Origin of the sequence: Megasphaera intestinihominis (assembly GCF_040096415.1) — a bacterium.
Taxonomy (GTDB): domain Bacteria; phylum Bacillota; class Negativicutes; order Veillonellales; family Megasphaeraceae; genus Megasphaera; species Megasphaera intestinihominis.
Window position 1 is genome coordinate 1 of sequence record NZ_JBBMEU010000013.1, and the last position, 12,457, is coordinate 12,457.

13 protein-coding genes and 1 other annotated feature are annotated in these 12,457 nt (G+C 52.2%); of the genes, 7 read left to right on the forward strand and 6 right to left on the reverse strand.

The window, feature by feature from the left end:
* Window positions 1-33: 33 nt before the first annotated feature.
* On the reverse strand, window positions 34-585 hold the full coding sequence (locus WMO23_RS03335) for a hypothetical protein (protein WP_020310394.1): 552 nt from the start codon (window positions 583-585) through the stop codon (window positions 34-36).
* A gap of 13 nt (window positions 586-598) precedes the next feature.
* Window positions 599-1,858 (reverse strand): DEAD/DEAH box helicase, encoded by a 1,260-nt coding sequence (locus WMO23_RS03340; RefSeq protein ID WP_292106194.1) that lies wholly within the window; start codon window positions 1,856-1,858, stop codon window positions 599-601.
* A gap of 147 nt (window positions 1,859-2,005) precedes the next feature.
* Here WMO23_RS03340 and WMO23_RS03345 point away from each other — a divergent pair, with 147 nt between their 5' ends.
* Both WMO23_RS03345 and WMO23_RS03350 read left to right on the forward strand, forming a co-directional pair.
* Window positions 2,006-2,428: a hypothetical protein gene (locus tag WMO23_RS03345; protein WP_020310396.1), complete on the forward strand. Its 423-nt coding sequence runs from the start codon at window positions 2,006-2,008 to the stop codon at window positions 2,426-2,428.
* Entirely contained in the window at window positions 2,428-3,306 is an 879-nt protein-coding gene (locus WMO23_RS03350; protein WP_302681242.1) for a hypothetical protein, read from the forward strand. Before WMO23_RS03345 ends, WMO23_RS03350 begins: the two co-directional genes overlap by 1 nt.
* Before the next feature lie 154 nt (window positions 3,307-3,460).
* On the opposite strand, the gene potE is transcribed toward WMO23_RS03350, so the two are convergent.
* From potE to WMO23_RS03365, 3 genes are all read right to left on the reverse strand, one after another.
* On the reverse strand, window positions 3,461-4,786 hold the full coding sequence (gene potE, locus WMO23_RS03355) for a putrescine-ornithine antiporter (RefSeq protein ID WP_349173259.1): 1,326 nt from the start codon (window positions 4,784-4,786) through the stop codon (window positions 3,461-3,463).
* 379 nt (window positions 4,787-5,165) lie between these two features.
* Window positions 5,166-6,347 carry an acetyl-CoA C-acetyltransferase gene (locus WMO23_RS03360; protein ID WP_020310399.1) on the reverse strand — a complete coding sequence of 394 codons (1,182 nt, stop codon included), beginning with the start codon at window positions 6,345-6,347 and terminating at the stop codon, window positions 5,166-5,168.
* A 212-nt stretch (window positions 6,348-6,559) separates the two neighbouring features.
* Window positions 6,560-7,744 carry an acetyl-CoA C-acetyltransferase gene (locus WMO23_RS03365; RefSeq protein WP_020723813.1) on the reverse strand — a complete coding sequence of 395 codons (1,185 nt, stop codon included), beginning with the start codon at window positions 7,742-7,744 and terminating at the stop codon, window positions 6,560-6,562.
* A 1,109-nt stretch (window positions 7,745-8,853) separates the two neighbouring features.
* Between WMO23_RS03365 and WMO23_RS03370 the strand changes: the two genes are divergently transcribed.
* The 5 genes from WMO23_RS03370 to rplT all read left to right on the forward strand — a co-directional run bounded on the left by WMO23_RS03370 (window position 8,854) and on the right by rplT (window position 11,062).
* Window positions 8,854-9,486, forward strand: a complete 633-nt coding sequence (locus WMO23_RS03370) for a hypothetical protein (RefSeq protein ID WP_020310402.1) — start codon at window positions 8,854-8,856, stop codon at window positions 9,484-9,486.
* Between the two features lie 59 nt (window positions 9,487-9,545).
* On the forward strand, window positions 9,546-9,776 hold the full coding sequence (locus WMO23_RS03375; RefSeq protein ID WP_020310403.1) for a DUF1653 domain-containing protein: 231 nt from the start codon (window positions 9,546-9,548) through the stop codon (window positions 9,774-9,776).
* A 42-nt stretch (window positions 9,777-9,818) separates the two neighbouring features.
* Window positions 9,819-9,928: a sequence feature (ribosomal protein L20 leader region), on the forward strand.
* Window positions 9,929-9,941: 13 nt separating this feature from the next.
* Window positions 9,942-10,454: a translation initiation factor IF-3 gene (infC, locus tag WMO23_RS03380; protein WP_071601828.1), complete on the forward strand. Its 513-nt coding sequence runs from the start codon at window positions 9,942-9,944 to the stop codon at window positions 10,452-10,454.
* A gap of 16 nt (window positions 10,455-10,470) precedes the next feature.
* Window positions 10,471-10,668 (forward strand): 50S ribosomal protein L35, encoded by a 198-nt coding sequence (gene rpmI / locus WMO23_RS03385; RefSeq protein WP_014015986.1) that lies wholly within the window; start codon window positions 10,471-10,473, stop codon window positions 10,666-10,668.
* Between the two features lie 43 nt (window positions 10,669-10,711).
* Entirely contained in the window at window positions 10,712-11,062 is a 351-nt protein-coding gene (gene rplT / locus WMO23_RS03390; protein WP_014015987.1) for a 50S ribosomal protein L20, read from the forward strand.
* A 123-nt stretch (window positions 11,063-11,185) separates the two neighbouring features.
* Here rplT and WMO23_RS03395 read toward each other — a convergent pair whose 3' ends face one another.
* Window positions 11,186-12,355 carry an MFS transporter gene (locus WMO23_RS03395; protein ID WP_020310405.1) on the reverse strand — a complete coding sequence of 390 codons (1,170 nt, stop codon included), beginning with the start codon at window positions 12,353-12,355 and terminating at the stop codon, window positions 11,186-11,188.
* Between the last annotated feature and the right edge of the window lie 102 nt (window positions 12,356-12,457).

Consider the following 12,457-nt stretch of genomic DNA (forward strand, 5'->3'; position numbering starts at 1 on the left):
AAGCGGGCGCCCCACGTGGCGCCCCTACATTGATTATTTTTTTAAATCCGGAGTGCAGTCGATGATGATGCTGCCCGGTTGTTTCATGACCGTGAAGTTGCCTTTTGTCGAGGATAAGGCTTTTTCCAGGGTCTTGCTGTGCCATTTTTCGACGCCCATCTGGGAACCGCCGATATTTTTTGACGATGCCGATTGTTTCTGGGCATCTTCCGGCAGGAGGTCACTGATATTGACGTTTTCACCGTCTTGGACTTTGATAGTCACTGTAACGGCCCGGCCGTTCTGGAAGACGACCTGGTAGCGGCCATTATGGAAGACGCGGATCGTGTCGCCCTGGGAGTAGGGATGGCCCCATTCATTTTCCCAATCGGCCTGGGTATCGCCGATGGTCGGCAAGTTGGCGACCGGCGTTTCTTTCGTGTCGGCCTGGCTCTTCGTATCCTGACTCTGCTTGCTTTCGCCAGGCTGTTGCTGCTGGGTCTGGGTCTGCTGTTTCTGCGGCTGGGAATTGGTCGGCGTCGCCGGCGTACAACCTGCGGCTATGAGCGTGAAGAGCATGAGGACTATCGTGAGATAACTTTTCATGAGTAAGACCTCCTTAGCGGCGCCGGCGGTTGTCTCCGCCCTTATGGCGCTGTTTATGGCGTTTTTCCTTGGTCGTCTGGTAGGTGCTGGCAGGCAGCTTGTCCTTGTAGGTCTTTTTCTTTTTCGGCGGACGGCTGCTGGCCTTGACCTTCACCTGACCGGTCAGGGTATATTTGGTGATCGTCGCGTGGATGTTGTGTTCGATGCGGCGGACCCAGTTTTCATCGGCTGCCGTGGCGAACATGATGGACAAGCCTTCGCTGCCGGCCCGGCCCGTGCGGCCGATGCGGTGGATGTAGTAGTCGACGTCGTGGGGGACATCGAAGTTGAAGACGTGGGTAATGCCTTCGATATCGATGCCGCGGGCGGCGATGTCCGTGGCGACCAGGATCTGCGTCTTGGCTTTGGCAAAGTCGCGCAGGACCTGGTTACGGCGGCTCTGGGACATGTCGCCGTGGAGTTCGCCGATGTTGAAGCCCTTGGCGATAAGTTTGCCTGCCAGGAGGGAAGTCCATTCCTTGGTGTTGCAGAAGACGATGGCCAGGTAGGGGTTCATGTCGGTCAGCATCTGGCAGAGCTTCGGCAGTTTCTGTTCTTCTGTCATCATGTAGATGCGCTGTTCGATGTTTTCCAGGGCGATGGTCTGGCCTTCGAGAATATTCAGGACCAGCGGGCTCTGCATGTGCTTCTTGGCCAGGCCTTTGATCTTATCCGGGACAGTGGCCGAGAAGAAGAGGAGCTGCCGCCGTTTCGGCGTCAGGCCGATGAGGGTATCGACGTCTTCCAGGAAGCCGGCCTGGAGCATCTGGTCCGCTTCGTCGACGATGACCCGGCGGACGCCGCTGAGGTCGAGGGAATGGCGGCGGCAGTGGTCGAGAAGCCGGCCTGGTGTGCCGATGATGACGTGCGGATGGCGGTGCAGTTTCTGCAGCTGATTCTCGATGGTCTTGCCGCCGATGAGGCTGAGGACGTCGATGCCCAGTTCCGGTGCCAGCGTATCGGCGACGTCGGCAATTTGACGGGCCAATTCCCGTGTCGGTGCCATGACCAGGACCTGTTCGGCGTGGATATCCGTCTTGATCTGCTGCAGCGACGGCAGGAGGAAGGCAAAGGTCTTGCCCGTGCCGGTCTGGGCCTGGGCCAGGATGTCGCGGCCCTTGAACAGCGGCGGAATGGCCTGGGCCTGGATGGCCGTCGGTTCGTCGACGCCCTGCTTATGGAGGAGTTCACAAATCTTCGGCGTAATGCCGAGGATTTCAAAATTCTTTGTCATGTATGTTCCTTTCTGTGCGGACTAAAATCACTTGCTATAATTTCTATTGTACACAAAAGCCAGGCCTTGTGCAAACTTTTTTTTCTTTTAGGGATATGGTATACTAAAGTGATTTCGTTTGCATTATTTTAGGAGGTCTTGCAGAAAATGAGTTGGTGGCGCGATATCTTGCGGCAATGTGTCTTCATGTGTTTCTTTATCATTCCCATTCCCATCGGTGCCTATACGATCCACAGCGGCTCCAGTGCCGTCGTAGCCATGGTAAGTTATGTCTTTTTATCGCTGGTCATCCCCGTAGCCTACGTGGGCTGCCGCGATGCGACGTTTGGCCCCAAGGGCGGGCGTATCCGCCGCTGGGTCATGGCCCTCATGTGGTTCATCGTCTTTGCGGCTATCGGGGCCTTTACGGCCTTCATGGGTGTCTATTGGAAGGCTGCGCCTTTCTGGGAATGGCCGACCATTGGCCGTGATATCGTATTCATCGTCGGCATGTACGCAGAAATCAGCCTGACCATGCTCCTGGCTTACGCCATATCCCAGCTCCTGCCGGGCCGAAAGGAAGTAGGTTAATGGACAACTTACAAAAACAGACATGGCACGATCGGCTGCTGGCCGTCGTCTGGGCGTCGTGCGGCATCCTGCCGCTGCCCTTTGGTGCCTTTGCTTCAGATAGGCCATATATCGCCTCAGCGTCGATTCTGGCCTTTTTTATCTTATCCTTTGCCATTCCCCTGTGGCTGGGCTATCGCCGCCGTCGTGCGGGCAGGGACGGCGATTATGCGTCATCCGGGGCGACTCTGTATGGCGGCGCCGTCGTCCTGCTCGTCGCTGTCGGCCTGCTCAACGGCCTGACCGGCCTGGACTGCTGGCATTCTTATCCCGTCCGGGTCGGATTATTCGCCCTGTGGATGTTCCTGACCGTCGCCATACAGTATCTGGCGGCACGGGCCGTCGATTTCTGGAAAGGGCGCCGGCGGAAATACTGGTACTCCCAGTTCATCGATCCCATCGTCTACAGCCTGCCCCTGCCGTGTGCCGTGCTGGGCATGTTCCTCTTCCCAGCCGTCAGCGACTCGTCCGTGACGCAGAGCCTGGTCGTCGGCATCATGGCCATCATGGGCTTCTGCTTCATCGGCATGAGCATCTTCGTCATTGCCACCTTCGCCTTCTATTTCTTCCCGTATAAGCGCTATGGTTATCAGGGGAAAAAGCGGCTGGTCCACATTGCCGCCATCGTCGTCATGGTCCTCATGTGGGCCCTGGTCCAGCACATCCTCTTCGACAGCCAGATACACGTCTTTACGTACATCTTCAAGGCCATGCCGATCCTCCAGAACAATCCCCTGGTCTTCGTCACGCCCTTCGTCGTAGCCGCCCTGACCATCATCGGCTGCGTAGCCATGCGCAACGTCGTCCTGGCGGCCTTTGAGGGGAAGAGGAGTTTGTAGTTTGTAGAAATTGTAGGGGCTTGCCGTGGCAAGCCCGCCTCAGAATATGAATGATTTTCCGGTTCAAGGAGAACGTCGCCTGATATCCAGCGGGTCGCCCACGTGGCGACCCCTACAGTAAAAAAGGCTTGTCGCACGGCGACAAGCCTTTTTTTTATTTAATTTCCACGATGGTCTGCTTCATGATGGTGAAGCGGATGACGTATACCAGCCATCCCAGGAAGACGGCGAAACAGCCGCTGAGGAAGGTCGTGGCATCGGTGGTGGTCAATGCATATACGCAATAGATAATGGATACGCCTGCCAGGAATATCGACGTATTTCTGTTACAGACTTCATTGGGGATATGTTCCTTGGTGAGGATCGTCGTCAGGGCCCCGGCACAGAGCATGTAGGGGATGACGTTGGTGACGACGGCCAGGTTGGCCAGGAGTTCGAACTGGGCGGCCAGGGTCGGGCTGATGGTCATGAGGGCCAGGAGGCTCTGCATGCAGAGGATGCACAACATGCCTTTGACCGGGACGTCAGCGCTTGTGACTTTGGCGAAAATCTTGGGGAACAGGCCGCGCTGGGCGCTGGTCTTGAAGACGCGGGCCAGGGTGAACTGCCAGGACAAGAGGGAACCGGCACAGGAGAACACCATCAGGCCCATGACGGCTTTGCCGGCCGTATCGCCGAGCATGTACGAGAAGGCCAGGCCGAAGGGAGCGCTCGATGCCAGGATTTCCGCATTGGGGACGATGCCTGCAATGACGTTCGTCGAGGCGACGTAGATGATGGCGACGCCGAGGGTGCTGACGAAAGTGGCAATAGGAACGGATTTCTTCGGATTTTCAACGGCATCCATGTTGACTGCTGCCGATTCGAGTCCCAAGAAGGACCACAAGGTCAGGGCGATGGAATTGCCGACGGCATCGCTGAGTCCCAGGTTATTGGGGTTCCACGAAGCCAGCCAGGTAGCCGGGCTGAACCAATGCCAGCCGATGATGGAAATGCCCAGGACCGGGATGATGGCACCCCAGATGGTGATGGCACTGAGCTTGCCGGAATAACGGGAGCCGCTGAAGTTGAGGGCTGCCGCGATCCACAATAAAGCGATCGTATATAAACACGTCTGTAACGGCGTAAAGGTTGTCTCAAGGAAACCGGCGCCGTAGCCGACCGCCGTAATGGCGATAGCGACGTTTGCAATTACGATGGAAACAGAGTAGGCGTAATTAGCCATAAAATGTCCTACACGCCCGAAAGCGTATTCGGAGTAACCGCCCATACCACCTGGCTTTGTCGTGAACATGCCACATCGGGCAAAAGCCATGGCCAGGGCTAAAGAGCCTAGTGAGGTAATAATCCAGGAAATAATCGAGATCGTACCGACTTCGGCGAGCTTGGTCGGCAGCATGATGATACCGGCGCCAAGCATGTTGGCAGCAGTGACAAAGGTCAACTGTACCACAGACATTTTACGACATGTAGTTTTCATTATCAGTCCTTCTTTCGTTAGTGATGCGTATAAGCATGGCTTGAAATTTTTAGCAAATTAATTCTATCATTTTTGCCGGGAAAATTAAATACTTTTTGAAAAAACGTTATATGTATTTGGGCCACTTTTCACGCTCTATATTCCAAATGGGAATAGAGTTTAGTGGTTCGTGTTTCGTGGCTCGTAGCACTGTAGGAATCGTACGTGGGGACCCGTTGGGAATTTGAATGAGTTTCCCAGCAATCTGAATGGAAGATTGCATAATCCTGAAGTGGGCGCCCTATGTGGTCGCCCCTACAGAAATTCAAAAATATCAGCTGACTGCTAAAAAAAAGCTTGCCGCCGAAGCGACAAGCCTTTTTACACATGAGAGATGAAATTAGTCGATGTTTTCTACGACGCAAGCCGTACCCTGGCCGCCACCGATGCACAGTGTAGCCAAACCGTATTTGCCGCCGACTTCTTTCAAGCCATAGAGCAAGGTTACGAGGATACGAGCGCCCGATGCACCAATCGGATGGCCGAGGGCGATAGCGCCGCCATGGATGTTGACTTTGTCCATATCGAAACCGAGTTCACGGCAGCAGTATACAGCCTGAGCTGCGAATGCTTCGTTAGCTTCGACGAGGTCGAGGTCTTTGACTTCCAGGCCTGCTTTAGCCAATGCTTTACGGGAAGAAGGAACAGGGCCGGTACCCATGATAGCGGGATCTACGCCAGCGGAAGCATAGCTTACGATCTTAGCCATCGGTTTGAGGCCGAGTTCTTTAGCTTTATCAGCGGACATAACTACGAAGGCAGCTGCGCCGTCGTTGATGCCGGAAGCGTTACCAGCCGTAACGGTGCCGCCTTTTTTGAAGGCCGGTTTCAATTTAGCAAGGCCTTCCAGGGTCGTGCCTTCACGCGGGAATTCGTCCGTGTCGATGACGACGTCCTGTTTCTTCTGATGAACCGTTACCGGAACGATCTGGGATTTGAATGCGCCGCTCTTGATAGCTTCGCAAGCTTTGACCTGAGAACGGACACCGAGTGCGTCCTGGTCTTCACGAGTGATGCCGAAACGTTCAGCAACGTTTTCAGCCGTGATGCCCATATGATAGTCGTTGAATGCGTCCCAGAGGCCATCTTTGATCATCGTATCGACGAGGACACCATTGCCCATGCGATAGCCATAACGAGCTTTCGGAACGGCGAAGGGAGCCATGGACATGTTTTCCATGCCGCCTGCTACGATGACGTCAGCGTCGCCGGCTTTGATCATCTGAGCTGCCAAGGATACGCAGCGGAGACCGGAACCGCAAACTTTATTGACCGTAAGAGCCGGGACTTCAATCGGCATACCAGCTTTGATCATAGCCTGACGAGCCGGGTTCTGACCCTGAGCAGCCTGGAGGACGTTGCCCATTACGACTTCGTCGACATCTTTGCCTTCGATACCAGCGCGTTTGAGCGCTTCTTTAATGACGACAGCACCGAGTTCTACAGCCGGTGTGTTTTTGAAACCGCCGCCGAATTTACCAATTGCCGTACGGCAAGCACTTACGATAACTACTTCTTTCATTGGAATCACTCCTTGAAAATTTTTACGTATTGAAATAGATGCCGGTGTATCAGTATGAGAGGATGCACCGTGCGAAAGCGTCATATTATAAATGACACTCTGATATTGCTATCATACACCATTTTAAAGAAAATGTATAGAGAACGTTCCAAAAATTACGTACTCTATACATCTCCATTACTTATTGCTAGGGAATAGGGAATTTTGTTAAATTACAGACGTTCTACGATGATAGCCGTGCCCTGGCCGCCGCCGATGCAGAGGGAAGCCAGACCATATTTACCGTTGATTTCCGGTTCAGCCAATGCGTAGAGCAAGGTGACGACGATACGAGCGCCGGAGCAGCCGATCGGATGGCCGAGGGCGATAGCGCCGCCGTGGATGTTGACTTTGTCCATGTTGAGGCCGAGTTCGCGGCAGCAGTATACGGACTGAGCTGCGAAAGCTTCGTTCAATTCGATGAGGTCCATCTGGTCGACGTTCATGCCGGTCTTCTTCATGACTTTGCGGACTGCCGGAACCGGGCCGGTACCCATGATAGCCGGTTCAACACCAGCCGAAGCCCAGTCGATGATGCGAGCCAGCGGTTTGATGCCGAGTTCTTTAGCTTTTTCAGCGGACATTACGACAACAGCAGCTGCGCCGTCGTTGATGCCGGAGGCGTTACCAGCGGTAACCGTGCCGTTTTTGATGAAGGCCGGACGGAGTTTAGCCAAGGTTTCCATGGTGCAGTTCGGGCGGATGAATTCGTCTTTGTCGACGATGACATCGCCTTTTCTCTTATGAACCGTTACCGGAACGATCTGGCTGTCGAATTTGCCTTCCTGCTGAGCTTTGTAAGCCAGGTTTTCAGAACGGCAAGCCAATTTATCCTGATCTTCACGGGTTACGCCAAAGCGGGCAGCGACGTTTTCAGCCGTTACGCCCATGTGGTAATTGTTTTCTGTGCAGAACAGGCCATCGCGCATGAGCAAGTCTTCGAGGACGCCGTTACCCATACGGTAGCCGCGGCGGCCTTTAGCGATGGAGTAGGGGGCGTTGGACATGGATTCCATACCGCCGGCTACGATGATGTCGGCATCGCCGAGTTTGATCTGCTGGGATGCGAGGGAAATGGCACGCATACCGGAACCGCAGAGTTTATTCAATGTGAAAGCAGGAACTTCCTGAGGAATACCCGAATGGAGGGCTACCTGACGGGCCGTGTTTTCACCGCAGCCAGCCTGGAGTACGTGGCCCATGATGACTTCGTCGATCTGATCTACAGGAATACCTGCGCGTTTGATTGCTTCAGTAACAGCAGCGACACCGAGGTCTATAGCGGTGACGTCTGCGAACTGGCCATTGAAACTGCCGATGGCCGTACGGCAAGCACTTACGATAACAGCATCTCTCATTAGAAAAACCATCCTTTCTGATGTGGAACAGAGTATAGAATAATATAGTATATAAGACTTTTTTGACGGAGCCGCCGCTTACGCAGCTCCTTGGGGGTTACGCTGAAATGAAGAACTTGAGTTCTAAATTTCACAATCTCCATGTCTATATAGTACATTTTTTCACAATGAAATGCAAGAGGAAAATGAATTTTTCTTATGCTAGATACTCATGCTAAAGGAAGAAGCAGATGCGAAAAGAATAAAGTGGACGAATAATTCGCTATGCGTATAGTTATGTAAGGGCCGTCCCAGCGGGCGGCCCGGCTCTCCTCATAGGAGAGCTGTCAGCGAAGCTGACTGAGAGGTTGCTCTTTCAACATAGTTTGTAGTACGGAGTTTGTAGGGGCGCCACGTGGGGAGCCCGTTATGAATTTTGGAAATTCTCTCAGCAAACGGAGTGGGAAATCGCACATTTCCTAGGCGGGCCGCCCTTTGGGACGGCCCCTACGAACCCCTAGCCCCTAGCCACGAGCCCTTTTCCTATCCCTCTTAAAGAAGATGAGCGATGAAACTGTATGAAAGTAAAGCACTCATGGAGATGATGATTTTTGCATTGGCACTTAAGTTCATAGTTCTTACCTCTTTTCTTCCTTATTATATGACGATACTTAATAATTTTAAATGATTACCAGATATTCGTTCTACCTGTAGGAGAACTCTTTATCTATAAATATAATAACATACGAGTAAATAAAATCAATGGCTGAAAAATGCAACGACAGGGCTGATAAATGATTTAAAGGCAATAAATGGCTAAATGACGATATAAAATCAAGAAAATGGGGGAGCTGATTTTTTAAAAAGAAGAAAGATGAGGTAAAAAACAGGAAGTATAAAGCACTGTAAAATAGATATTTATTCATAACAGAAAAATATTAAAATTTACGTTTAAATAAAGGAAGAACTTAAAACTTAGTAAAAGACGCTTTTCTCGGCACTAGCGGCATGGCGTGAAATGCCTTATAATTATAATAAGTATATCTGCCAGATGACAGGTTGAGTGTTTGGCGGATGATATCCATTAAAGATGCTATTATTAATGTATTATATATATTAGGAGGAAGACTATGGGATTTTTTGATGCCTTTTTTAAAGAACATCAGCGGACGAAGAGCGAGGAGATCTATGACAATGCCTTGCAGATCTTTAATTCACCGGAATTGCAGAACCAGGCTTTATCGGGAGAGCTGGCCGACAAGGTACGGCATGGGGAAGACTGCGATGTCCTTCCCGGAGCTTACGGCCGTTTTGGCCATGATGCGACCAATCCCATCCCCGTCAACGGACCGAGCGGTGAATTCGTCTATTTGTCGCGCCTGCGCCTGCGCCGGACGGGTTCCATGGTCTTTTTCCACAAGGCCGGTCAGGTCGGGAACCTGGACGTCTTTGAATTGACCAATGTCAGTGGCAAGTTCGTCGACCGCCTGTATGTCGACATGTATCATCCCCGCTGTTCCCGCCGTTATCCCGACGGCTATACGCTGGAACGGGAAGCCGTCTTCCCGCGGGGCGTGACGACGACGTTGGCCGATTTCCCCAAAGGCCTCTATAAGGCCATCAAGAAGGAAGCCAAGCTGCGCCTGGGCATCGACGTCGCTGAAAAGGAAAGCGACTGCATCGATGTGCCGGCCGTACAGGCTGCTTTGGACCAGCTGCGGCAGAAAAGGCCGGCGGCTCCCATCATGAAGCCATTGAAATAAAGAGAAACTATGGTATAATTACACCAGGTTAGTAATGTAGATTATTAGGAGGGTTATCGATGAGAGAATTACCGAAAGCACATGAAATTTGGCGCCACTTCAAGAAGAATACCTATGAAATTATTACCATTGCCGAACATACGGAGACAGGTGAAAAATTCGTCATTTACAAAGCCTTGCACGACACGATGAAGACCTATGCCCGTCCGCTGAAGGATTTCATGAGCGAAGTCGATAAGGAAAAATATCCCCGTGCCGAACAGGATTACCGCTTCGTCAAAGTTAAATAATCTTGACAAGGCCTGTGAAGGCTGATATAATATGTACTGTTGAAAATAAAGCAGAAGCTATCCGCTTCTCACCTTACAAGGCGCTGGAGTCACTAAGGTCTATGACGGAAACGTAGAGCGGATAGCGATGCTATCCGTTCTTTTTTATTTCGGAGGTGAAAGACGATTAGTAAGGAATTACGTATCAACGATCAAATCAGAGCCCGTGAAGTACGCGTGGTCAGTGATTCTAACGAACAGCTCGGTGTTATGTCTCTCCGTTCGGCCCGCCAGATTGCGGAAGAACGGCATTTAGACCTGGTAGAAGTCGCACCGAATGGCAAACCGCCTGTCTGCCGCATCATGAACTACGGTAAATACCGTTATGAACAGCAGAAGCGTGAAAAGGAAGCCAAGAAAAAACAGAAAGTCTTGACATTGAAAGAAGTAAAACTTCGTCCCAATATCGAAGACCATGACTTCTACGTTAAGATGAAAGCTGCGCAGCGTTTCCTGGGTGAAGGCAGCAAAGTCAAAGTTACGATCATGTTCCGCGGCCGCGAAATGAGCCATCCGGAACTGGGTCGTGATTTGCTGGTTCGATTCGCTGATGAATTGAAAGACACCGCCCATGTAGAAAAAGAACCTAAAATTGAAGGCAGAAACATGACCATGGTCATCGCTGTCAACAAGAAGTAACAGGAGGACAATTATTATGCCGAAATTGAAAACTCGCCGTGCTGCGGCAAAACGCTTTAACACAACTGGTACAGGTAAAATCAAACGCATGAAACCGTATAAGAGCCACATCCTGGAAAGCAAGAGCCCGAAACGTAAACGTAACCTGAGAAAAGCTACGCTCGTTTCCAAGACCATGACCGAAGCCGTCCGCAAGATGTGCCCGTTCATCTAATAGCGTAATATACTTTTTGATATAGATTCGGAGGAATAGACTAATGGCAAGAATTAAAGTTGGCGTTACAGCACACGCTCGTCATAAAAAAATCTTAAAAATGGCTAAAGGCTACCGCGGTACCCGCAGCCGTCTCTTCAAAAAAGCTAACGAAAGCGTCATGAAAGCGCTCTACTACGCTCGTCGTGACCGCCGCGCCAAGAAACGCGAATTCCGTAAATTGTGGATTGCCCGTATCAACGCCGCAACCCGTGCTAACGGCCTCAGCTACAGCCGCTTCATCTGCGGCCTGACCAAAGCTGGCGTCATCGTAAACCGCAAAATGCTCGCTGACCTCGCTGTCAACGACGCAGCTGCTTTCGCAAAACTCGTAGAAGTCGCAAAAGCACAGTAATCTATGCAAATAAAATCCCCTGCATGAAGGTTTCCACCATCATGCAGGGGATTTTTGCTTTGCAGCAGTCAGCGGTCAGCAGTTAGCCACTAACCACTAACCACTAGCCACTAACCCCTACAATCAATGCCGCCAGGCTTTGGGCACGGGGATGAGGAAGGCGAAGATGGCGCCGAAGATGGCGCTGATCCAGAGGCATTGCAGGGCCGGGGAGATGCCCCACTGGTCGGCACCCCAGCCAACGATGGGCGAGATGAGGCCGCCGATGGTCGTCGTCAGGCCCAGGGTGACGCCAGAAGCGAAGCCGACGTTCTTGCCGAGGTAAGTCTGGCCGAGGACGACGATGGGGCTGTAGGCGGCGAAGAGCGAGAAGGCGACGGGAAGGAGCAGCAGCGTCGCCGTGACGATGTCCGTACTGTTGACCAGGAAGAACATGGACGGAATCATGATCACCATAGAGCCGCGAAGGACGCGGAGGAAGCCGAAGCGGTCTGCCAGGACGCCGCCGATGAAGGTGATGACGACGCCCATGGAAAAGAGGATGGACAGGGCCAGACTGCCCGTTGCCGGCGAGGCATGGAGGACGTGGATCCAGTAGAGGGGAATGAAGGTATTGCAGACCGTAAAGCCGATGGAACGAACGAAGATGACGACGGACAGGCGGGCGAAGGCACTCCAGTCGTTGGTCCGGACTTCCCCGGGATGGGCTTTCTTTTCGGCCGTCGCCGCTTCGCTGACCAGAGATAAGATGTGCGGCATCTGATGGTAGAGGACGAAGGCGATGAGGGCGTTGACGATGCCGAAGACGACCAGACCGTGGATGTCGAAGGCATAGGCACAGGCTCCGGCAACCATGGGGCCGATGGCGAAGCCGGCATTGCCGCCGACGGAAAAGGTCCCCATAGCCTGTCCCTTGCGGTCGCCGGCGATGTTATTGACCATGCGGGCCGCTTCGGGATGATAGATGGAAGAGCCGAAGCCGCTGAACATGGAGCAGAGGAAGATGAGCCAGTAGTTCTGCGTAAAGGCCAGCATCGTCAGGCAGAGGCCGCAGAGGATGGGGCCGAGCGGAGCGAACCAGGGCTTGGACACCTTGTCGGAATAATAACCGAAAATAGGCTGGGAAACCGATGATAAGAGCATGTTGGCAAAGATGAGCGTCGCTGCGTCCTGATAGTTCAGGTTGCACGACGAGATGAAATAGGGCAGGAGGGCCGGAATGGCGCCTTGCGCCCAGTCTACGGAAAAATGGCCCGTAGCGAATAGGTATACATAAGGACTCAGTTTCTTCATGCAAATTCTCCTTTCAGGAAGTTGAAATCATATCTATTATAGCATAGGCTGTTTTCCTTTTCATATTGGTGTTATAATAATAACAAACTAATCAATATATAT

Coding starts and splice junctions, on each gene's coding strand:
- WMO23_RS03350 (WP_302681242.1), top strand. CDS start 2,428: ATGGACAACTTACAAAAACAGACATGGCACGATCGGCTGCTGGCCGTC.
- rplT (WP_014015987.1), top strand. CDS start 10,712: ATGGCAAGAATTAAAGTTGGCGTTACAGCACACGCTCGTCATAAAAAA.
- WMO23_RS03360 (WP_020310399.1), bottom strand. CDS start 6,347: ATGAAAGAAGTAGTTATCGTAAGTGCTTGCCGTACGGCAATTGGTAAA.
- WMO23_RS03375 (WP_020310403.1), top strand. CDS start 9,546: ATGAGAGAATTACCGAAAGCACATGAAATTTGGCGCCACTTCAAGAAG.
- WMO23_RS03395 (WP_020310405.1), bottom strand. CDS start 12,355: ATGAAGAAACTGAGTCCTTATGTATACCTATTCGCTACGGGCCATTTT.
- WMO23_RS03370 (WP_020310402.1), top strand. CDS start 8,854: ATGGGATTTTTTGATGCCTTTTTTAAAGAACATCAGCGGACGAAGAGC.
- WMO23_RS03340 (WP_292106194.1), bottom strand. CDS start 1,858: ATGACAAAGAATTTTGAAATCCTCGGCATTACGCCGAAGATTTGTGAA.
- WMO23_RS03365 (WP_020723813.1), bottom strand. CDS start 7,744: ATGAGAGATGCTGTTATCGTAAGTGCTTGCCGTACGGCCATCGGCAGT.
- WMO23_RS03335 (WP_020310394.1), bottom strand. CDS start 585: ATGAAAAGTTATCTCACGATAGTCCTCATGCTCTTCACGCTCATAGCC.
- WMO23_RS03345 (WP_020310396.1), top strand. CDS start 2,006: ATGAGTTGGTGGCGCGATATCTTGCGGCAATGTGTCTTCATGTGTTTC.
- rpmI (WP_014015986.1), top strand. CDS start 10,471: ATGCCGAAATTGAAAACTCGCCGTGCTGCGGCAAAACGCTTTAACACA.
- potE (WP_349173259.1), bottom strand. CDS start 4,786: ATGAAAACTACATGTCGTAAAATGTCTGTGGTACAGTTGACCTTTGTC.